This window comes from Mesorhizobium sp. RSR565B (assembly GCF_054719465.1).
In genome coordinates this window covers 3,914,605-3,934,416 of sequence record NZ_JBTTIE010000001.1, presented here as the reverse complement: position 1 = coordinate 3,934,416, position 19,812 = coordinate 3,914,605, and the positions used below count along the sequence as shown (strand labels likewise).

Genomic DNA, 19,812 nt, shown 5'->3' with positions numbered 1-19,812 from the left:
CCAGAGAGATGTCTTCGCACCGGGCAAGACGCTATTGGCCGAGAATTGCGCACTTTCTAGGTATTGTGCCGAAGTAGCACACTTAGCCGCATCATGTCGGACTAAGAATGGTGGGCCCGGAGGGACTCGAACCCCCAACCAAGCGGTTATGAGCCGCCGGCTCTAACCATTGAGCTACAGGCCCCACGCGCGCTGGATTAGTGTTTTTCCTTGCGCGGCACAAGGCTTTCCGGACGGGCTGGCCGAGATCGCCCAAATCAGCCCATATTCGCGCCCTAGTCGACAGGCGCGACTGGATCGCACACCGAGGAGATTTTCATGACCAGACATATTTTGCCGCTCGCACTTGCCGCCGCGATCGCTTTTCCGGCGATGGCAAGCGCTGCCGATTCGCTGCCCCCGCCCCGCATCATCGTGTCGGGTGAAGGCCAGTCGACCGTGGCGCCTGACCTGGCGCTGCTGACGCTCAGCGTCATGCGCGAGGCCAAGACCGCACGCGCGGCACTCGACGCCAACAACGACGCCATGGCCGCCGTGATCGCGGCAATGAAGTCGGCAGGGATCAAGGACCGCGACCTGCAGACCGCCGGCATCCAGATCAACCCGCGTTACAACTACACCAACAAACCGGACGGCAGCCAGGAAGCCGAGCTTGTCGCCTACCAGGTGACCAACACACTCTCGGTGCGCATCCGCGACATCGACAAAACAGGTGAGATTCTCGACAAGGCTGTGTCGCTCGGCGTCAATCAGGGCGGAGGCATTTCGTTCTCCAACGAAGACCCGAAAGCTGCCGTCACCGAAGCCCGCAAGAAGGCGGTCGCCGATGCCATGGCCAAGGCCAAGACGCTGGCCGAAGCCGCCGGCGTCAGCATCGGCCGGGTGCTGGAAATCACCGACCAGAACGTTGCGCCGGCGCCGATGCCGATCAATGCCAAGGCCTTCGATGCGGCAGGCGCCGCGGTTCCCGTGCAGGCCGGCGAGAATGCCTACGCCGTGCAGGTAACAGTTACATTCGAGCTTAAGTAGCAGGCCGCCGGGCCGGGCGCGGTTCTGCTGAACCCGTCGGCCGGAACCGCAGATTTCCGACATGAAAAACCCCGGAGGACTGGCCTCCGGGGTTTTTTCGAGCCGCACCTTTCCGCGGAGGGAAAGGGGCTCCTGGCTGACCCTAGAAGGGTCATGCCGCTACTCCAGGCTGATCCTCGCAGAGGAACATGCCTCCCGATCGACCTTCGCAGAAGGTCGTATCCCAGACTGATCTTCGCAGAAGATCAGTCTGGTTCTCTTAGCGATAGATAACCGGGCAGCCGCGCTCATTGGCGAACACGACCACTACGCGATCGCCATACTGGCGGCCGGCGACCTTCACCACGCGGCGATTGACATCGACGATGCGGACGCGGTGCAGGCCCATGCGCTCGGCCTTGTCGAGGGCGCGGTCCGGCGAGCAGCGGCGCCAATTGCGGTCACGGCGAAAGCCGTCCTCATCGTCGCCGGTGTAGACGCCGACGCGGCGGTCATGGTTGTTGCCGAAGCCGAGATAGATCGAGTCCGCCTGGGCGGGCACTGCGGCAAGGGTGCCGAGAGCTACGAGACCCGAAAGGGCTGCCGTCTTGAATGAGTTGAACATTGTCTTCTCTCCTTGTTGAGGGCTTGCGCCCGTCTTGGTCGAACCGATGGGGGGAGAATGCTCCTTGCAATCTGAACTCTTCGCGAACCGGCCGTTCATTTTCGGTTAATCTGCCCGACAGGTTGAAAGCAACCGCCCCTTCCACCGCTGCAAACGATCCTGACCGTCAAAAACGTCCAATGGCGCAGAACGCCCTATGGCAGCGTCCGTTCCAGAATGCTCAGGGCTCGTCATCGAGCATATAGTCGAAATAGTCGTCCGGCTCGGCCAGATCGGTCTCACTGGCGCGGACGCGGCCGCGCATGGAGATGCCGGCATCATGAACGGTCTCGGCACTTCCCGACACCAGCCTGTGCCACCAATAGAGGTCGTGCCCCTCGGCAACCAGCCGGTAGGCGCAGGTTTTCGGCAGCCAGGTGATGGTGCGCACATTCTGCGGCGTCAGCCCGACACAGTCCGGCACGCGCGCCAGCCGGTTGGCATAGTCCGAACAGCGGCAGCTTTGCCCATCGAACAGCCGGCAGCCGACTGATGTCCAGTAGATCTCGCCGGTATCCTCGTCCTCGAGTTTAGACAGGCAGCATTTTCCGCAGCCGTCGCACAGCGATTCCCACTCGGTGGGCGTCATCGCTTCCAGCGTCTTGGTCTTCCAGAACGGCGTTTCCATTATGGGTCGAGATGTGGCCTCCGCATGCGGCAAGGTCAAGCTGTTGTGTGACTTCAAGTTCCGGCCGCACCATAGGAAAAACATGAAGTTGCCTTCAAAACGCCGGTCAATCGTCCTTGGGTGCGGGTAATGCCCGCAAACCGGAACCAATCCGGTCAAGGACAGTTTGGGCAGGGATGGGACCCCACAAGGAGAATTTAAGATGAAACGCCAACCACGGGTACTGGCAGGTACGGCACTTGGCCTGCTTATGGCATCCGCGCCGTTGGGCGCATCCCCGTTGCAGGGCAACGCCGTTTTCGGCCCCTTGCAGCGCACGGCCGCGCCACTGATCCTGGTCCAGGACGACCCTGCTGCAGATGGTCAGCAGACCGACCAGGAACTGCCGCGCAAAAAGAAACGCCAGCAGGCCGAACAGGCAGCGCCGGCCGCCGAGCAGCCTGCACCGGCTGCAGAGCAACCCGCCCCTGCCGCCGAGGAACAACAGCCGCGCAGGAAGAAGCGGGATCAGCAGCAGACCGAGCAGGCCCCGGCCGAACAGGCCGCACCTGCCGCCGAGGAACAGCAGCCGCGCAAAAAGAAGCGCAATCAACAGCAGCAGATCGAGGCGGCGCCTGCGGACGAGGGCGGCGCCCAGGCAGCGCCGGCGACCGATGAGCAGCCGCTCAAGCCACGCAAGAAGAAGCGTGACCAGCAGCAGATCGAGGCAGCACCGGCTGAACAACCGGCCGAACAGGTAGCTCCGGCAAATGAAGAACAGCCGCTAAAGCCACGCAAGAAGAAGCGCGACCAACAGCAGATCGAAGCGGCGCCCGCTGAACAGCCGGCCCAGCAGCCTGCCGAGCAAGCAGCGCCCACCGAACAGGTGGCGCCGGCAAACGACAACAAGTCGGGCAAGAAAAAGCGCAAGCAGGATCAGCAGATCGAGGCCGCGCCTGCCGACAAAGCGCCAGACGTCAAAGTTGCGCCTGCCGGAGAGCCCGCGCCGCAGGCCGAGCCGATTCAGCCCCCGGCCGATCAGCAAGCGGCTCCCGCCGAAGGTGAACAGCCGAAGGATCAGGCGAAAAAGCACGGCAAAAAAACTGTCGGCGAACAGCCGGTGACGGGCGAACAGCAGCCTGCGACCGGTGAACCACAGCCTGCGGAGCAACCGGCCAATGCCGAGCAGCCCGCGCAAGGTGAGACGCCGGCGCAAGGCGAAGCCACGGCCAACCCCGACGAAGCACCCATCCTGGACAGCCAGAAGGATGCCAGGCGCAAGCACCGCAAGGACCAGGGCGGCAACAGCCAAAATGGGAACGGCCAAAATGGGAACGGCCAGAATGCTGGCGGCCAGACGGGCGAGCAGCCCGCGCAGGGCGGCACCGAGGCGCAAGCCCCGAAGCCGGCTCCGGTCGACCAGGGACCGCCGCCCACCGACGACAAGTCAGCTCAGCAGGCAATTCAGCCAGAAAAGATCGCCCCGGTGACGGAGGAAAAAGGCAAACGCGTCGAGCGTGCACCCGATGAGAACGTCCGCGACCGCCGGCGTCCGAAAGGCGTCGACGTCGTCAAGGAACTTGGCGACCGCGTCATCCTGCAGTTCAACAACCAGACGATCGTGGAAAGCAATGACGCTCCGCGCATGCACCGCGGCGCCAGGAATGTTTACTACGAGGAACTGTCGGGCGATCGCTCTCGGGAAATCGTCGAGCGCGACAATGGCATCCAGATCGTCACCATCCGCAACCGCAATGGCGACGTCATCAGGCGATCGCGCATCACGCCGGATGGGCACGAATATGTGCTGAGCTATGTCGACGAGCGCAGCTATGACGACGACAATGACTGGCGCGATCCCGGTGACGACCTGCCGCCGATGCGGCTCACCATCCCGCGCCGCGAGTACATCCTCGATTCGGAAGATGTCGAAAGCCCGGACGATTATTACGAGTTCCTCGAACAACCGCCGGTGGAGAAGGTCCAGCGCCTCTATTCCATCGACGAAGTGAAGCGTTCGGCGCGCGTGCGCGACATTGCCCGTCGCGTCGACCTCGACACATTGAACTTCGAGTTCGGCTCGGCCTCGATATCCGACACCGAAGTGCAGAAACTGGAAGGCGTCGCCACGGCCATGGAGAAACTGTTGAAGAAGAACCCGGCCGAAACCTTCCTGATCGAAGGCCACACCGATGCGGTTGGCACGCCGGAGGCAAACCTTGCTCTGTCCGACCGGCGCGCTGAGTCTGTCGCCGAAGCGCTGACCAATGCCTTCGGCATCCCGCCGGAAAACCTGACCACTCAGGGCTATGGCGAGGAATACCTCAAGGTCAACACCACGGCGCCCAACCGCGAGAACCGCCGCGTCGGCATCCGTCGCATCACCTCGCTGGTGGCACCGGTGGCGAGTAACAATTGATCTGCTTTCCAATGGCTTGAGCAGCTTTCTGGAATCAGATCGACAACAAGGACCCATCCCGGCAGACCGGGATGGGTCGAGCTGCGGACAGCAATCCCGGTTCAACAAGAATTGTACTGGTATTAGAACCGGCTCATTGAATAGAGCGGCCGCCCTCCCCAGATTCAAGGCTGGGCGTTCCCTGCCCCGTCCCGACTCCAGCGGGATGCATTGAACCCCGCCGGCCCTCCCGGCGGGGTTTTTTTGCGTCGCAATTTGCCTTGCAAACCGCGGCAAGCTGATCGAAATACCCCAGTCGACATCAAAGCTGACCGGAACCGCTGCATGAAACGTCTCGAACTCGCCATCGAATCGATCATCCTCGCCTCACGCTGGCTGCTGGTGGTTTTCTATATCGGGCTGGCCCTGGCGCTCGCCGTCTATGCGCTGTCCTTCGGCAAAAAACTCTACGAGTTCGTCATGGTCGCCTTCACACTCGACGACACCGACACCATCCTGAAGATGCTCGGCCTTATCGACGCCGCACTTGTCGCCTCGCTGGTGGTGATGGTGATCATCTCCGGCTACGAGAATTTCGTCAGCCGTTTCGACGACCAGGATGGCGGCGTACACTGGCTGGGTACCATCGATGTCGGCTCGCTGAAGGTCAAGGTCGCCTCGACCATCGTCGCTATTTCCTCGATCCACCTGTTGCAGGTGTTCCTGAATTCGTCTTCCTATACGATCGACCAGCTGATGTGGCTGACCATCATCCATCTCGCCTTCGTCGTCTCGGCGCTGATGCTGGCCTATATCGACCGGCTGATGGGACTGAGCAAAGGCAAGAAGGGCGAGGCGTGATGAGCCCCTTTCTCCCGTTCATGGGGAGGTGAGGCTGGTCCGCACAGCGGGCGAAAGGCAACTGCTTGGTTTTTCGAACGACCAACGCCGGCAGGTGGATGAGGGGCAGCGCCGGCGGCCCGTGATTTCCGTCAATAGACGCTTTTGACGTTCGTCGGCGAATTGGCAAATACCGCGTCCGGCACGAAAAAGTCGCCGGCCAGCGGCCCGGTCGCGCCCGGCGCATAGACCGCGAAATCGGTCACGCCCTCGGCCCGCAGCACCTCTTCATCGATGTAGAAATTGCCTGATGTCTCGCGCGATGGCCGCAGGAAGATGGCGTGTGCGGCATCGGCCATGATGTCGGGTAAGCGGCTCATCGCCGCCACCGTCGCGCCGCCGAGCAGATTGCGCACCGCAGCCGTGTCGATGGTCGAGATCGGCCACAGCGAATTGACCGCGATGCCGTCCTTGGCAAACTCGGCGCTCATCCCCAGCGTGCACATCGACATGCCGAACTTGGCCATGGTGTAGGCGACGTGGTTCTTGAACCATTTGGCCTTCATGTCGAGCGGCGGCGCCAGATTCAAGATGTGAGGATTCTCAGCCAACTTCAGGTGGGGAACGCACATTTTCGACACCAGGAAAGTGCCGCGCGTGTTGATCTGGTGCATCAGATCGTAGCGCTTCATGTCGGTCTCCAGCGTGCCGGTGAGCTGGATGGCGCTGGCATTGTTGACGCAGATATCGATGCCGCCGAACTTTTCGACGGTCTTGGCAACCGCCTCGGCCACCTGCGCCTCCTCGCGGATGTCGCACAAAACAGGCAGCGCCTTGCCGCCGGCCTGCTCGATCTCCTCAGCTGCCGAGTAGATCGTGCCCGGCAGCTTCGGATGCGGCTCGGCGGTCTTGGCCGCGATCGTCACATTGGCGCCGTCGCGCGCCGCCCGCAACGCTATCGCCAGCCCGATGCCGCGCGACCCGCCGGAGATGAACAGCGTCTTTCCCTTGAGCGACATGTCTTGGCACCTCCCTTGCTACATCACTGACGCGAACCATTGCGCGGCGGCAATGCACTGCGCAAGGCCTCGGCAGCCTGCAACGGGTTACGCAACGTAGGCTCAAATGGATAAGGGGGTTAGACCAGCACCAGGCCCTGCCGCATCGCGATCGCGATGGCATCCGTGCGGTTCGCAGCACCCAGCTTGATCAGGATCGCGGCGACGTGGAACTTTGCCGTGTGCACGGAGATGTTCAGCCGCCGCGCGATCACCTTGTTGGGCGCGCCTTCGGCCAGCAGCGCCAGCACTTCGGCCTCGCGCGGCGACAGCGCCGGACGGGCGGTAGCGCCATCGTCCAACGGCTCCTCGCCGAACAGCCCGCTATGGCTTCCGCCGTTGGCGGCGCCATCGAAATCGTCGTGGCGAGCGGGCGTCGAACGCCCATCCCTGGACACCCGGTAGCCGGCCGCCGCCAGTCTGACGGCAGCCGCGATCAGATTCGCATCCGACGCCAAAGGCAGCACGGCAAGCACCCGGTTTTCCGGCCGGCCAGCGCTCGCGGATAGCAGCACCCGTGGGATTGCGCTGTTGCCACCATCGGCTCGATCGAGCCAGGCCGCACTGTTCGCAACAGCGTCATCGAAGACAGCGACGTCGGCAATCCCGCTGCCGGCTACGACCGGAAGCAGATCGTCCGCCATGGCAAGCGAAGCTGACAGGCGCTCGGCACGCGCGGCATCGTGCAGCGCGATCAGCACCACGAGCTGGCGTCCGCCGCCCGCCACCTCCGGCCGACCCACCTCCGGCCCACCCGCCTCCGGCCCACCCGCCTCCGGCCTTGTCAGCGTGTCGCTTTCCATCGGCCCTCTCAGCTCAGCGGTTTTTCACCGACGGTCAGCGCGACGTCGCGCTGCTCGCCGCCGCGCACCACGCCGAGCGTCACCGCAGCGCCCGCGCTATCCGGCCCAAGCTTTCGGATCAGTTCGCGCGGGCCGTGCACGGCCTCGCCATTCCACGCCACGATGATGTCGCCCAGCGCAAGGCCGGCGGCTTTGGCCGGACCGTTGTCGTCGAGGCTCATGACCATGGCGCCGCGCGCCGCGCCGTCACGGATCGGGTGCAGGCCGGCGCCGAGATAGCCGCGCGCGACATGGCCCTTTTCACGCAGCGTCGCCACGGCCCGCTCGATCGTCTCATAAGGCATGACCAGCGCACGACCACGTGGCCCAAACAGCAGCATGCCGATCAGCGCGCCCTTGGCGTCAAGCACCGGCCCGCCCTCGAAACGGCCGCCGGCATTGACGGCGAGATTGATGCGCCGATCGATGGTGCCGCCGCGCATCGAGCGCCAGGTGGGGCCGACCTCGCCGACCGAGCCCGAGACAGCCAGCGCCGACCCCTGACTGCTGCCGACAGCGATGGCGACGTTGCCCGGCCGCACCCCATCCGCCTTGGCGAGCGCAGGCGCCGCGGCCGCGCCGGCCGGCTTCAGAAGCGCTACGCCGGTCGACGGATCGCGACCGACCAGTTCGGCCTTCACCGCTTCGCCCGAAGCCAATGTCAATTCGATCTCCTCACCGGCCTCGACAGCTTCCTCGGCGGTGACGAAATAGCCGTCACGCCAGTGGAAGGCGCTGGCGGTGCGATGGTGATGGGTGGTGAAACTTGCCGTTGCCGGCGCAGCCTTGGCGGCGAGATCGGCGATGGCCTCGGAAAATGCATTAAGGTTGAAGTCACTCATGATGATCTCCTGGGTTTTCTCATGCCCCAGATATCGCTCGGCAGTGCGCCCGGAGGTACTCGTCTGACGGCTAGTTACTGGTGTGACTGGCCATCTGGTCAGGTCGCGGCAGTTCGAGCCGCTCCGCACATATAGTCATCATCGCGCCTGAAAACACGGAGCCCCGCCAATGGCCCTCGCCGCCCACAAATTCGAAACCGACGACACACTGCTCGACGCCTATTCGACGACAGTCGCCGACGCCGTCGACCGCATCGGCCCAGCCGTCTGCCGCATCGAGCGCGTCGGTGGCCAAGGTGGCCATGGCTCCGGCTTCGTCATCACCCCGGACGGGCTGGTCGTCACCAATTTCCATGTCGTTGGCGATGCCAAAACGGTGCGCGTCTCTATGCCCGACGGCGCCTCCAGCGAAGGCCGTGTGCTAGGCCGCGACCCCGACACCGACATCGCGCTGGTGCGCGCCGATGGCAGCTTCACCGAAGTCGCGCCGCTCGGCGATTCCAAGCGGCTGCGGCGCGGCCAGATCGCCATTGCCATCGGCAATCCGCTCGGCTTCGAATGGACCGTAACGTCAGGCGTGGTCTCCGCACTTGGCCGTTCGATGCGCGCCTCGACCGGGCGGCTGATCGACGATGTCATCCAGACCGATGCCGCGCTCAATCCCGGCAATTCCGGCGGACCGCTGGTGTCGTCGGCAGGCGAGGTCATCGGCGTCAACACCGCCATGATCCACGGCGCGCAAGGCATCGCCTTCGCGGTCGCTTCCAACACCGCCAACTTCGTCATTTCGGAGATCATCCGCTTCGGCCGCGTGCGCCGTGCCTTCATCGGCATCTCGGCCGACACCACCAGTTTGCCGCGCCGCGCAGCGCTCCTGTCGCAGGTGACCACCAGTACTGCGGTGCGGCTGCGCAGCGTCGAGAAAGACGGACCCGCGGCGAAGGCCGGCCTCAGGGAAGGCGACATCATCGCGGCGATAGACGGTCGCCCGGTCACCGGCGTCGACGACCTCGTGCGCATGCTCGACGCCGAACGCATCGGCCGCGAGACGCTATGCACAGTGGTGCGCCGCACCGGCGTCAGCCAGGTGACGGTGACGCCGGTAGCAAGGGCGAGCTGAGCCTTTATCGAGGCTTGAGCACCCGCCCGAGCAGCGACACCAGCAGTCGCGCAAGGTCACCGGTCGGGTCGAGGTCGGGATCGTAGATCGTCATGTCCAAGCCGGTGCAGCGCTGGTCCGCTGCCAGCGCCGACAGAATGGCAACGAGTTCATCGGGGTCGATGCCGGGGCTGCCGGGCGAATCCACCGCCGGCATCACCGTCTGGTCGAGCACATCGACATCGAGATGCAGCCAGTAGGGACAGCCGGCGCGCGCCAGCGTCGCTCTTGTCTTTTGCAACACTCCAGCCGCGCCGAGTTCCTGCGCGGCAAAGACGTCGATGCGCGTCACGGCGGTCGCATTGATGTCGGGCCAGGCAAAATCGGCATCGCGGCTCTCGCGTTCGCCGATCTGAACCACCGCCTCGTCGGCGACGAGCGGACCGACAACACCTGGCCATTGCGCCAGCAAAGCCTCGCCTCGTCCGGTGGCAAGTGCCAGATCCATGCCGGCAGCCGAGCCGAGTGAGGCATTGACATCGTAGTTGCCGGGATGGCGGAAATCGCTGTGGCCATCGACATGGACCAGGGCGACCGCGCCCGAGCGCCGCGCGGCGACCAGTGCGCCAAGCAGGATCGAGCAGTCGCCGCCGATGATCAGCGGGAACTCGCCTTGCCCAAGCGCACCGGTGACGATCTCGGCAAGATCGAGGTTGAAGCGGCGGATCGCCGGACCATTACGCAGCCTAGTGCCCGGTTGCGGTTCGGTACTGTAGGCGGGTCTGTCGAGATCGACCACCCGCCACGGCGCCAGCGACTGGATCAAACCAGCTTCGCTCAGCGCCTGCGGCGCACGCCAGGTGCCGGGCACATGGCCCGGCTCCAAGGGCCGAAGGCCGAGATTGGATGGCGCACGAACAAGGCAGATGTCACGCATGCGGCAGGGCCCGCTTCAACGTCACCAACATAGACCGCATGATGCGGGTCCGGCCACAGCGGCCGGAGCCGTGCCGACATTTGCTGCCATCGTTCAGGCGCCCGCCGCGCCCGCCGCGAATTGCGCCTGAAATTCCGGGCTGAGCGGGATCGGCTTGATGATGTCGATCAGCACGCCATTGGGATCCCTAGTGATGAAGTGGCGCTGGCCGAAGGGTTCGTCGCGCAGCGGGCACAGGATCGGCAGGCCGGCCGCAACGATCCGTTCATAGACAGCGTCAGGATCCCTCACCTCGAAATTGATCAGCAGCCCCGATGTGCAGCCGCGCCCCTCCTCGGGGATCGTCTCGTGGTCGCCCTGGACGATGCCGAGATTGACGCGGCGATCCTCGGCAGACTGCAGGTGCACATACCAGTCGCTCGCAAACAGCGGCTTGAAGCGGAAGTGATTGATATAGAAGGCTTTCGTGCCGGCTACGTCGCCCGTCATCAGCACCGGATAATAGCTCGTCGTCTTCATCTTTCTTTCTCCCGTCAGCCAACATACAGTTTGCATGCAATTCGAAATAACATACAGGCTGCATGTATGCAACGAGAAACCCCGCGCCGCTCCAACCGCGACCGCACCGAAGCGACGCGCGCCGACCTGATCGCCGCGGCGCGCAAACTGTTCATCGAAAAGTCCTATGCCGAGACCGGCACGCCGGAGATCGTTGCGGCCGCCGGCGTCACCCGCGGCGCGCTCTATCACCACTTTGCCGACAAGCAGGCGCTGTTTGCCGCTGTGGTCGAGCAGGAGGCGGCGGCGGTGGCGCAAGAGATCGAGCGCGCCTCGCCACCTTCTTTGTTTGCCCGCAATGCGCTGATTGCCGGCTCGGACGCCTATCTCGCCGCCATGCGCGCGCCCGGCCGCACGCGGCTTTTGCTGCTTGACGGACCGGCCGTGCTTGGCCGCGCCGCCATGGATGCGATCGACAATCGCCACGGCAACCGGTCGCTGCGCGAAGGCCTGGTTGCGGCGATGCGCGAACAGTCGATGACCAGACTGCCTGCCGATGCGCTGACCGCTTTGCTCGCCGCTGCCTTCGACCGCGCAGCACTTGCCGTCGAGGCCGGCGCCTCGGCCGAAGACTATCGCGCCGTGCTCATGGCTCTGATCGATGGGCTGTCTCCGGCTCGCCCTCAGGCAGGTCGTCCGGTTCGAACTCGTTGAAGCAGCCGAGCTGGCGTTTGAACTGGTCGATCAGCCAGGCCGCCGCCGGTTTCGGGCTGCGGTCGGCGCGGTGCATGGCATAGAGCGATGAGCGCACCTCGCTAAAGGGTTCAAGGTCGAGTTCGACCAGCCTGCCGCTGGCCAAATCGTCCGCGATCAGCCAGCGCGGCAACCCGCCCCAGCCCAGCCCCTCGCGCATCAACGTATGCTTGATACGCACGTCTGTCAGCCGCCATGTACGATAGGCAAAGACGCCGAAGTCGCGTCCCTTGGTGCGTTCCGACTGGTCGGTGACAACCAGCTGGGTGTGCTCGCGCGCATCCTCGAGCGCCACCGGTTTCGGCAGCAGTGCCAGAGGGTGGGTGGGGGCGGCAGCCAGCACGATCGACATGAAGCCGATGCGCACGAGATGCACGTCGACCTCGCCCAGCAAGCCACCGATGCCAAGATCCGACTGCCCGCTGACGACATGGTCGGGGATCAGACCGAGCGTGCCGATATGCAGTCGCATCATCACGGTCGGGAACTGCGCCTCGAACGCCTTCAGCACGCGCACCAGCACTGGCGAGGGCAGCGCCGCGTCAACCGACAGCGCAACTTCAGCCTCCAGCCCCTGATGGTGACCGTCGGCACGCGAACGCATGCGCTGCAGCACGCCGACCATGCGCCGGGCGTCCTCCAGCATCGCCCGGCCGATTTCGGTCAGCTGCGGCTCGCGCGTGCCCTCGCGCTCGAACAGTTTCAGGCCAAGCTGCGCTTCAAGATTGGCGATGCCGTAGCTGATGACGGACTGCGCGCGGTTAAGCTTGCGACCGGCGGCTGAGAAGCTGCCAGTGTCGGCGACCGCAACCAGGATCTGCAATTGGTCGAGCGTCGGATTGGGCTGCACGGCATACCTACTTTATAGATGGATCATATAGATAATATACCAGTTTTTTGAATGGGTCGGTAGGCCCATATCAGGCGGGAGAAATCAATTCCCACTGGAGAGAACCGCTATGTCTATCCTGCTTGTAACCTCGAGCCCGCGCGGCGCTGCCTCGCACTCGACCCGTATCGCTACCGAATTCGCTGAAAAGCTCGTCGCCGCCGACCCGTCGAATACGCTCGTCGTACGCGACCTCGTGGCCAACCCGCTGCCGCATATCGACACCGATTATGCGACCGGCATCTACACCCCCGTTGAAGCCCGCACGCCGCGCCAGGCCGAAGTCGTCGGCGTCTCCGACATCGTGCTTGACGAACTGTTCGCAGCCGACACCGTGATCCTGGCCACCGGCTTCATCAACTTCAACATCTCCTCGACCCTGAAGTCCTGGGTCGATCACATCTCCCGCTCCGGCAAGAGCTTCTCTTATGGCGAGGGTGGTCCCAAGGGCCTCGTCACCGGCAAGAAGGTCTATATCGTACTCGCCTCGGGCGGCATCTATTCCGAAGGTGCGGCCGTGCAGTTCGATCACGCCATCCCCTATCTGCGCGGCGTGCTCGGCTTTCTCGGCATGACCGACGTCGACGTCATCCGGATCGAAGGCGTCGGCATGGGTCCCGACGCCGTGACCGCCGCGCTCGCCAATGCGACCGCCAAGGTCGATGCCGTGGTGGCCAAGACCGCGAGCGCGCAAATCGCCGCGTAAGCACACCCCGTCATTCGCATTGAAAAGGCAGGCGCTTCGGTGCCTGCCTTTTTCCTTGTCAGGCGGCGCGATAGGTTGCGTGTCGAAAACGGATCTATCGCGTTACTAGATTGCCGCGCAACGCCATTGGTTATTCGGCCTGTCTGCGTTATCGGTCGCTGATGTTCCTTTCCGTCGCGACAACCCATCATCCAGCCACAGATCTCGGCTTCTTGCTGCACAAGCATCCCGAACGTCTGCACGAGACTGACCTATCCTTCGGCAAGGCCTGGCTGTTCTATCCGGAGGCGACCGATGAGCGTTGTGAGGCTGTGCTTCTGCTCGATGTCGATCCGATAGGGCTCGTTCGGGGCAAAGGCCAGGCAGAGGGCTTGCTGGATCAATATGTAAACGACCGACCTTATACGGCATCGTCTTTTCTGTCTGTGGCTTTGAACAAGGTACTGCGGACAGCGATGACCGGCATCTCGAAGGAGCGCCAGCAACTGGCCGATAGCGACCTCCCGCTCGAAGCTGTGGTGACCCCGCTGCCGATGCGTGGCGGCGAGGCCCTGGTTCGAGATCTATTCGAACCGCTGGGATGGACCGTCAACCTGGCGCCGGTCGAAACTGTCGGATCTGGCGCGGGTGGACCACGATACGGTCATCTGAGGCTGACTGGCACCGGCCGCCTAAGCAGCCTGCTCAACCACCTTTATGTCCTGATCCCGGTGATGGACGACACCAAGCACTACTGGGTTGGCGAGGCCGAGATTGACAAGCTGCTGTCCAAGGGCGAGGGCTGGCTGGAAAACCACCCAGCCAAAGACCTGATCGTGCGCCGTTATCTGCGCAACCGAGGTGCGTTGGCCCGCATCGCCCTGGAGCGGCTGGCTCCGGAGACGGCCAATGAGGTCCTACCCCCCGAAGCCCGGGCTGCACCTGAGCAAGCGCTGGAGGCGCCCATCCGGCTGAACGACCTGCGCATGGACGCCGTGGTGCAAGCCATTCGGACGACCGGAGGGACCAGTGTTGCAGATTTGGGGTGTGGCGAAGGCAAGCTGCTCTATCGGCTCGTGCGCGAAAAATGGGTCCACAAGCTGTTCGGGCTCGACCCCGCTATTCGTGAACTGGAATGGGCCGCCAAGCGTCTCAAACTGAACGAGTTCGGGGGACCGCCTGAAGACCGGGTCACGCTGCTGCACGGATCGCTGACATATCGCGACAGCCGATGGGCGGAAGCCGACGTCGCGGTGCTGGTCGAGGTCATCGAACATCTCGACGAAGACCGGCTGCCAATGATCGAGCGTATTATCTTCGGCGAGACAGCGCCAAAATTCGTGATCGTGACTACGCCGAACGCTGACTACAACCCCTTGTTCCCCAGTCTGGCCGCCGGCGCTTTTCGCCATCCGGATCACCGTTTCGAATGGGGCCGGGTTCGGTTTGAAGCCTGGGCGGCCAGGATCGGCGAGATCTATGGCTATAGCGCCGCCTTAAGTGGCATCGGAGCCGTGGACCCCGTGCTCGGCGCGCCGACGCAGATGGCGGTGTTCACCCGATGAGAGAGCCAGACAAGACCGACCTCACCATCCCTGACTTCGCCCTCGTCGTGCTGATCGGCTCGACGGGATCGGGCAAGTCGACCTTCGCCGCCAGGCACTTCCTGCCGACCGAAATCATCTCGTCGGATCGCTGCCGCGCGTTCGTCAGCGACAACGAGACTGATCAGGATGTCTCGGCCGACGCTTTTGATTTGGTGCGCGAAATCGCCGGCAAACGGCTCAAGCATCGAAAGCTGGCCGTCATCGACGCGACCAATGTGCGACCCGCTGATCGCAAGGCGTGGGTCGAGCTGGCGCGCAAATGGCACGCTTTGCCGGTCGCCGTGTTCATCGATCCGGGTGTTGATGTTTGCATCGCCCGCAACGCCCTACGAGCCGATCGTCCCTTCGGCCCCGGCGTTGCCCAGCGCATGACGACCGAAATTCGCAAGGGCCTCGGCGGCCTGCAACGCGAAGGTTTCCGTCAGGTCTGGAAGCTCACCGGCGAGGCCAGTATCGACGCGGCCAAGGTCTCGCGTCAGCCTTTATGGACCGACAAGCGCGACGATTGCGGTCCTTTCGACGTCATAGGTGATGTCCATGGTTGCGCCGACGAACTTCAGACCTTGTTCCGTCAGCTCGGTTACAGCATCGCCTGGTCCGATGGCCATGGCGATCGGACCGTCACTGTGACGCCGCCAGAAGGCCGCAAGATCGTCTTTGTCGGCGACCTCGTCGATCGTGGTCCCAACGTGCCCGACGTCTTGCGCATCGCCATGAGCATGGTCGCGGCGGGAACCGCCTACTGTGTCCAGGGCAATCACGAACGCAAACTCAGCCGCTGGCTGGAAGGCCGCAAGGTCACGATCGCCCACGGCCTGCAGCAAACCATCGACCAGTTGGACGCTCAGGATCGCGGCCTGCGAGAGGCTTTGCCGGCCTTCCTCGACAGCCTGCGCAGCCACGTCTGGCTGGACGGCGGACGCCTCGCCGTGGCACATGCCGGACTCAAGGAAGAGATGATCGGGCGCGGTTCCGGCGCGGTGCGCGAGTTCGCCCTCTATGGCGAAACCACTGGCGAAATCGACGAATTTGGCCTGCCCGTCCGTGCCGACTGGGCAGCCGCCTATCGGGGCAAAACCAGCGTAGTATACGGGCACACGCCGGTGCTGTCGGCGGAGTGGGTCAACAACACGCTTTGCATAGACACCGGCTGCGTGTTCGGCGGCAAGCTGACTGCCTTGCGCTGGCCGGAACGCGAACTGGTCGACGTGCCGGCAATCGAGACCTGGTCCGAACCCGTGCGTCCCCTCGGTGGACCGGGCCTTGGCAAATCGGCACAGGCCGATGCCGACGGCGTGCTCGACTATCAGGATGTCTCTGGGCGACGCTGGATCGAGACCGAACTGAAAGGCAGGGTTGTCGTGGCCGAGGAGAACGCGTCGGCGGCACTTGAGGTGATGAGCCGCTTCGCGCTGTCGCCGCAGTGGCTGGTATATCTGCCGCCGACAATGTCGCCATCCAAGACCAGCAGCCAAGCCGGCTGGCTGGAACGCCCCGAGGAAGCCTTCAGTCATTTCCGCGAGCGTGGCGTCACCCAAATCCTGTGCGAAGAGAAGCACATGGGTTCGCGGGCAGTCATCGCTCTGTGCCGAAACGCGCAGACGGCGCGCGACCGGTTCGGGGTATCTGGCGACGAGACAGGCGCGATCTGGACCCGGACCGGACGCTCCTTTTTCAGCGACAGCGGCATGACGGAGCGCCTGCTCAATCGCCTGCGCGCCAGCGTCGACGCTGCGGATCTATGGCAGGAATTGAACAGCGACTGGTTGCTGCTGGACACCGAGATCATGCCATGGTCGGCCAAGGCAAGCAGCCTGATTGAAAGCCAGTACGCCCCAGTGGCAACGTCTGCGGCCGCTGGGCTCCAGGCCAGCCGCGAAGCGCTGGCCCGTGCGATGGCACGCGGCGTGGATACGGCTGCGCTCAAGGCTCGTATTGAGGACCGCGCCGCGCGTGCCGCCAGATACGCCACTGCCTGGGCGCCTTACGTGTGGCCGGTCTCGGGCGTCGACGACCTGAAAGTCGCGCCGTTCCACCTGCTGGCAAGTGAGGGATGCGTCTGGTTCGACCAGAACCACGTTTGGCACATGACGCTTGCGGACCGTCTGGCTGCCGGGGGCGGCGTGGTAACGCGAACGCAATGGCGGATGGTTGACCTGGCCGATGCCGGTTCTTGTGCGGAGGCCGTCGCCTGGTGGGAGACGCTGACCGACTCAGGCGGCGAAGGGATGGTAGTGAAGCCGCACGACTTCGTCAGCCGAAACAAGAAGGGGCTCATGCAACCGGCGCTGAAAGTGCGCGGCCAGGAGTATCTGCGCATCATCTATGGCCCCGAATACGATGCACGGGACAATCTCGTGCGCCTGCGCGAACGAGGCTTGGGTGGCAAGCGCAGCCTGGCGCTCAGAGAGTTCGCGCTCGGTCACGAGGCACTGAAGCGGTTTGTCGCCAAGGAACCGCTGCGACGTGTTCACGAGTGTGTTTTCGGCGTGCTGGCGCTGGAGAGCGAGCCAATCGATCCGAGGCTGTAGGCTACCCGAACATCCTCTCGCCTTGCTCGTCGACCAGTTGCATGCCCTTCTTGATCGAGATGTCGACGGCGTCGTCCAGTCCGGCAAAGCGATCGGCGCGGATGAATTTGTGTTCCTTCATCACGCCGTCGACTTCCTTCGAAACCACGCCGCAGGTCTGGTATTGGCCCCCCTCCGCCTTGTAGGGCGTGGCGCTGATCAAAAATCCCTTGTGCTCAACCTGCTTTGCCGGTGCTGCACTCTTGGGCTCGCCCCCCTCACCGCCACCACCGAAAAGACGCTTCAGAAAAGACATGGGGCTTCCTCCAACGGCAATCATCCTGCACCACGTCTCGCGGTGCAGGATGATTTTCAGTACCGTTCCTCAGTCGAACGGGCAAGCGTTCTCGCCAGGGGTCAACCGCGCGATAGCGCTTCCAGGGCTTCAGCGGCGGCTTCCAGGACTGCAATCGCCTCGGCCTGCTTTTCAGCCGACGCGTCGACGAGATCGCCGAGCGCGGCACGCAGCCGGTGACGCACGGCGCGGAACTCCTCGCGGGCTTCCGAGCGACCCCGTCCACCACGCCGTCCGCCTTCCTCGCCGTCGTCGTTCCAGCCGAACCAGTCCCGCGCTTTCGCCATCTTGCGGCCGAAGCGCTCGAGATGCTCCAGCACGCCGTCGATCATCTCGCGGTTCTCGGCGAGATGCGCCTGGCCCGCCTCGGTGATCGAAAACACCTTCTTGTTGCCGTCGGCGGCTGAAGCCGCATAGCCGGCCTCTTCCAGGAAGGTCAGCGTCGGATAGACGACGCCCGGGCTCGGGCTGTAGATGCCGCTGGTGCGCTCTTCCAGCGCCTTGATGATGTCGTAGCCGTGGCGAGGCGCCTCGGCCAGCAGCGACAGCGTGATCAGCTTGAGATCGCCGTCGGCCAGCATGCGCCCGGCGCGAAACATGTCGCCCGGGCCGCCGCGTCCACCGCCACGTCCGCCGTGGCCGAACGGACCAAAGCCGCCGCCCCCTCTTCCACCAAATTTGCCTGCCATGTGCAGGAATGCGCGCTCGGCGCGCTCGCCAAAGGGATGATGTCTATGCATGAATTGCTCCTTGAGTTATATCTTACGATACATCTTAATAGGCTTGCCCCGCCGACGAGTCAAGATATATCTTACGATGTATCTAAAGGCGGCGCCAGAAGGTTGATTTCGCCGCCGCCGGCAGCTAGAAAGCGCGTGAGGGCCAAAACCTCTCCGTAAGCGTCTGACGTCAAGCAACGCATCCACCCCGGTCTTTCCGGGCAGTTCCGCCGGAAACCCGGCGCAATGGATGCCAAATGCGACGGACCGGATGTTTCAGGAAAATCCAAAAATGACCACGAACCGTAAGCGCGGCAAGCTGCCGGCGCGCTATGCCGCGATCGTCAGCCCGCTGGTGCTGTCGCTGCTGATGACCTTCATCGTCTCGTTCATATCGACGCTGAAAAGCCTTGGACTGCAACCTGATTTGCCGGCTGTCTGGCTCACTGCCTGGGGCCTGTCCTGGCTGGTAGCGTTCCCAACGTTGCTCATGGTGCTGCCGGCGGTGCGCCGCATTGTCGGCTGGCTTTGCGAGCCGGCGTCCCGGTAACGCCCATGACGGTAAGGCCCGCAGATTCTTCGGGCCTTGCCTCGCTACCAGCGGCCCTTGCGCCGGTTCCAGGCATAGAGAAGATCGGCGAAACGATCATAGGCCAAGCGCGTCAGCGGCAGCGCGACCGGATTGCCGAAGAGCGTCGCCAGCCAGCCGTCGCCCGGCGTCGCCCGCCAGACGGCAACCGCGACATCGGCGCCGACCAGCAGCCTGCCTTCGGCATCGGTGGCATGCAGCCGGCGGCGTATGTCCTCCAGCGAGGCGCTGTAGCCAGAGAGCGCCGCCGGTTCGAGGTTGATGTCGCGGAATTCGATCCGCCCGGCCTTGATCGCCTCGATCAGCCGCCGTTTCTGCCGGGTGATGCCGCCATCGCAAACCGGGCAGCGTGTGTTGTACCAGACGGTCAGCGCAGGCTTGGACATGGCGCGACTATCACCCTGACGGCACGGCCCCGCAATATGACGCCGAGCCGCACGGACCCGCGCCCAGCGCTATCCAAGCGAGGCGACGATCTCGCGATAGGCAAATTCCGGGAAAGCCTTGAGCGTTCGCGTCTTGACGCTGCCACCCGTTGCCAGCATCAGGGCGAAACGAGCAAGCACAGCATCGTCGGGCGCCTCGATAATCGCCACCATGTCATATTCGCCCATAGTCAGGTAAAACGCCTTGAACGAGCCGCCCATGTCGGCCAGTTGCTTCTTGGCGGCATCGAGCCGCTTCGGCGACTCTCGGATATTTCTGGCGCCCTGTTCCGTCCAGTTCATCAGCAGGATGTAGGTTGTCATCACACACCTCCCTCCGGCGCCACGGAGCACGGCTGAGGACATCAGCCGGGGCGGACATCCGGTTTTTCGCCCAGAACATGCATCCGACCAGGCAAGTATCCTCCCGACGGAGATGGGCGACAAGAGCCTTCACCCGGCAACAAAAAGGGCGCCATCGGCGCCC

At 63.8% G+C, this 19,812-nt stretch carries 21 protein-coding genes and 1 tRNA gene; 9 read left to right on the top strand and 13 right to left on the bottom strand.

All coding sequences use genetic code 11. From position 1 onward, the window contains the following. Positions 1–108: 108 nt before the first annotated feature. Positions 109–184, bottom strand: a tRNA-Ile gene (locus ACYG9R_RS19160). 134 nt (positions 185–318) lie between these two features. Between ACYG9R_RS19160 and ACYG9R_RS19155 the strand changes: the two genes are divergently transcribed. Further along, entirely contained in the window at positions 319–1,029 is a 711-nt protein-coding gene (locus ACYG9R_RS19155) for an SIMPL domain-containing protein (RefSeq protein ID WP_023672467.1), read from the top strand. Between the two features lie 259 nt (positions 1,030–1,288). On the opposite strand, the gene ACYG9R_RS19150 is transcribed toward ACYG9R_RS19155, so the two are convergent. Together ACYG9R_RS19150 and ACYG9R_RS19145 are read right to left on the bottom strand one after the other, a co-directional pair. Then, positions 1,289–1,633: a hypothetical protein gene (locus ACYG9R_RS19150; RefSeq protein WP_023672466.1), complete on the bottom strand. Its 345-nt coding sequence runs from the start codon at positions 1,631–1,633 to the stop codon at positions 1,289–1,291. 220 nt (positions 1,634–1,853) lie between these two features. After that, complete coding sequence (locus tag ACYG9R_RS19145; protein WP_023672465.1) at positions 1,854–2,300, bottom strand: YcgN family cysteine cluster protein; 447 nt, start codon at positions 2,298–2,300, stop codon at positions 1,854–1,856. Between the two features lie 202 nt (positions 2,301–2,502). On the opposite strand from ACYG9R_RS19145, the gene ACYG9R_RS19140 reads away from it, so the two are divergent. Together ACYG9R_RS19140 and ACYG9R_RS19135 are read left to right on the top strand one after the other, a co-directional pair. Then, positions 2,503–4,698: an OmpA family protein gene (locus ACYG9R_RS19140; protein WP_023805954.1), complete on the top strand. Its 2,196-nt coding sequence runs from the start codon at positions 2,503–2,505 to the stop codon at positions 4,696–4,698. A gap of 324 nt (positions 4,699–5,022) precedes the next feature. Continuing rightward, positions 5,023–5,538 (top strand): TIGR00645 family protein, encoded by a 516-nt coding sequence (locus ACYG9R_RS19135; protein WP_023733287.1) that lies wholly within the window; start codon positions 5,023–5,025, stop codon positions 5,536–5,538. Positions 5,539–5,669: 131 nt separating this feature from the next. Here ACYG9R_RS19135 and ACYG9R_RS19130 read toward each other — a convergent pair whose 3' ends face one another. From ACYG9R_RS19130 to ACYG9R_RS19120, 3 genes are all read right to left on the bottom strand, one after another. After that, entirely contained in the window at positions 5,670–6,536 is an 867-nt protein-coding gene (locus ACYG9R_RS19130) for an SDR family oxidoreductase (protein WP_023733288.1), read from the bottom strand. A gap of 119 nt (positions 6,537–6,655) precedes the next feature. After that, positions 6,656–7,378 (bottom strand): helix-turn-helix transcriptional regulator, encoded by a 723-nt coding sequence (locus ACYG9R_RS19125; protein ID WP_155923341.1) that lies wholly within the window; start codon positions 7,376–7,378, stop codon positions 6,656–6,658. A gap of 8 nt (positions 7,379–7,386) precedes the next feature. Next, the gene (locus tag ACYG9R_RS19120) at positions 7,387–8,259 is read right to left on the bottom strand and encodes a S1C family serine protease (RefSeq protein ID WP_023825072.1); all 873 of its coding nucleotides are present in this window, start codon (positions 8,257–8,259) and stop codon (positions 7,387–7,389) included. Positions 8,260–8,428: 169 nt separating this feature from the next. Here ACYG9R_RS19120 and ACYG9R_RS19115 point away from each other — a divergent pair, with 169 nt between their 5' ends. Continuing rightward, a complete protein-coding gene (locus ACYG9R_RS19115) occupies positions 8,429–9,379 on the top strand; it encodes a S1C family serine protease (protein WP_023825073.1) in 951 nt (316 codons plus the stop codon). 4 nt (positions 9,380–9,383) lie between these two features. Here ACYG9R_RS19115 and ACYG9R_RS19110 read toward each other — a convergent pair whose 3' ends face one another. Beyond that, positions 9,384–10,229: an arginase family protein gene (locus ACYG9R_RS19110; RefSeq protein ID WP_245260140.1), complete on the bottom strand. Its 846-nt coding sequence runs from the start codon at positions 10,227–10,229 to the stop codon at positions 9,384–9,386. Positions 10,230–10,388: 159 nt separating this feature from the next. Next, positions 10,389–10,814, bottom strand: coding sequence for a VOC family protein (locus ACYG9R_RS19105; protein ID WP_023825075.1), 426 nt, complete (start codon positions 10,812–10,814; stop codon positions 10,389–10,391). 66 nt (positions 10,815–10,880) lie between these two features. On the opposite strand from ACYG9R_RS19105, the gene ACYG9R_RS19100 reads away from it, so the two are divergent. Continuing rightward, positions 10,881–11,507, top strand: coding sequence for a TetR/AcrR family transcriptional regulator (locus tag ACYG9R_RS19100; RefSeq protein ID WP_023691512.1), 627 nt, complete (start codon positions 10,881–10,883; stop codon positions 11,505–11,507). Here ACYG9R_RS19100 and ACYG9R_RS19095 read toward each other — a convergent pair. Continuing rightward, positions 11,440–12,396, bottom strand: a complete 957-nt coding sequence (locus ACYG9R_RS19095; RefSeq protein ID WP_023825076.1) for a LysR family transcriptional regulator — start codon at positions 12,394–12,396, stop codon at positions 11,440–11,442. The two genes, ACYG9R_RS19100 and ACYG9R_RS19095, sit on opposite strands and share 68 nt — an antisense overlap. 109 nt (positions 12,397–12,505) lie before the next feature. On the opposite strand from ACYG9R_RS19095, the gene ACYG9R_RS19090 reads away from it, so the two are divergent. From ACYG9R_RS19090 to ACYG9R_RS19080, 3 genes are all read left to right on the top strand, one after another. Then, positions 12,506–13,141: an FMN-dependent NADH-azoreductase gene (locus tag ACYG9R_RS19090; RefSeq protein WP_023672454.1), complete on the top strand. Its 636-nt coding sequence runs from the start codon at positions 12,506–12,508 to the stop codon at positions 13,139–13,141. 110 nt (positions 13,142–13,251) lie between these two features. Beyond that, the gene (locus ACYG9R_RS19085) at positions 13,252–14,685 is read left to right on the top strand and encodes a 3' terminal RNA ribose 2'-O-methyltransferase Hen1 (RefSeq protein WP_245260141.1); all 1,434 of its coding nucleotides are present in this window, start codon (positions 13,252–13,254) and stop codon (positions 14,683–14,685) included. Next, positions 14,682–17,258 (top strand): polynucleotide kinase-phosphatase, encoded by a 2,577-nt coding sequence (locus tag ACYG9R_RS19080; RefSeq protein ID WP_023825078.1) that lies wholly within the window; start codon positions 14,682–14,684, stop codon positions 17,256–17,258. Before ACYG9R_RS19085 ends, ACYG9R_RS19080 begins: the two co-directional genes overlap by 4 nt. Before the next feature lies 1 nt (position 17,259). On the opposite strand, the gene ACYG9R_RS19075 is transcribed toward ACYG9R_RS19080, so the two are convergent. Both ACYG9R_RS19075 and ACYG9R_RS19070 read right to left on the bottom strand, forming a co-directional pair. Further along, positions 17,260–17,553, bottom strand: a complete 294-nt coding sequence (locus ACYG9R_RS19075) for an HlyU family transcriptional regulator (protein ID WP_023672451.1) — start codon at positions 17,551–17,553, stop codon at positions 17,260–17,262. A gap of 101 nt (positions 17,554–17,654) precedes the next feature. Continuing rightward, complete coding sequence (locus ACYG9R_RS19070) at positions 17,655–18,332, bottom strand: PadR family transcriptional regulator (RefSeq protein ID WP_023734953.1); 678 nt, start codon at positions 18,330–18,332, stop codon at positions 17,655–17,657. A 271-nt stretch (positions 18,333–18,603) separates the two neighbouring features. Here ACYG9R_RS19070 and ACYG9R_RS19065 point away from each other — a divergent pair, with 271 nt between their 5' ends. Next, positions 18,604–18,861: a DUF2798 domain-containing protein gene (locus ACYG9R_RS19065; RefSeq protein WP_023683797.1), complete on the top strand. Its 258-nt coding sequence runs from the start codon at positions 18,604–18,606 to the stop codon at positions 18,859–18,861. A 44-nt stretch (positions 18,862–18,905) separates the two neighbouring features. Here the strand turns inward: ACYG9R_RS19065 and ACYG9R_RS19060 are convergent, their stop codons facing one another. Then, complete coding sequence (locus tag ACYG9R_RS19060; RefSeq protein WP_023733293.1) at positions 18,906–19,286, bottom strand: thiol-disulfide oxidoreductase DCC family protein; 381 nt, start codon at positions 19,284–19,286, stop codon at positions 18,906–18,908. Between the two features lie 69 nt (positions 19,287–19,355). Next, positions 19,356–19,649: a GYD domain-containing protein gene (locus ACYG9R_RS19055; RefSeq protein WP_023733294.1), complete on the bottom strand. Its 294-nt coding sequence runs from the start codon at positions 19,647–19,649 to the stop codon at positions 19,356–19,358. Positions 19,650–19,812 lie beyond the last annotated feature (163 nt).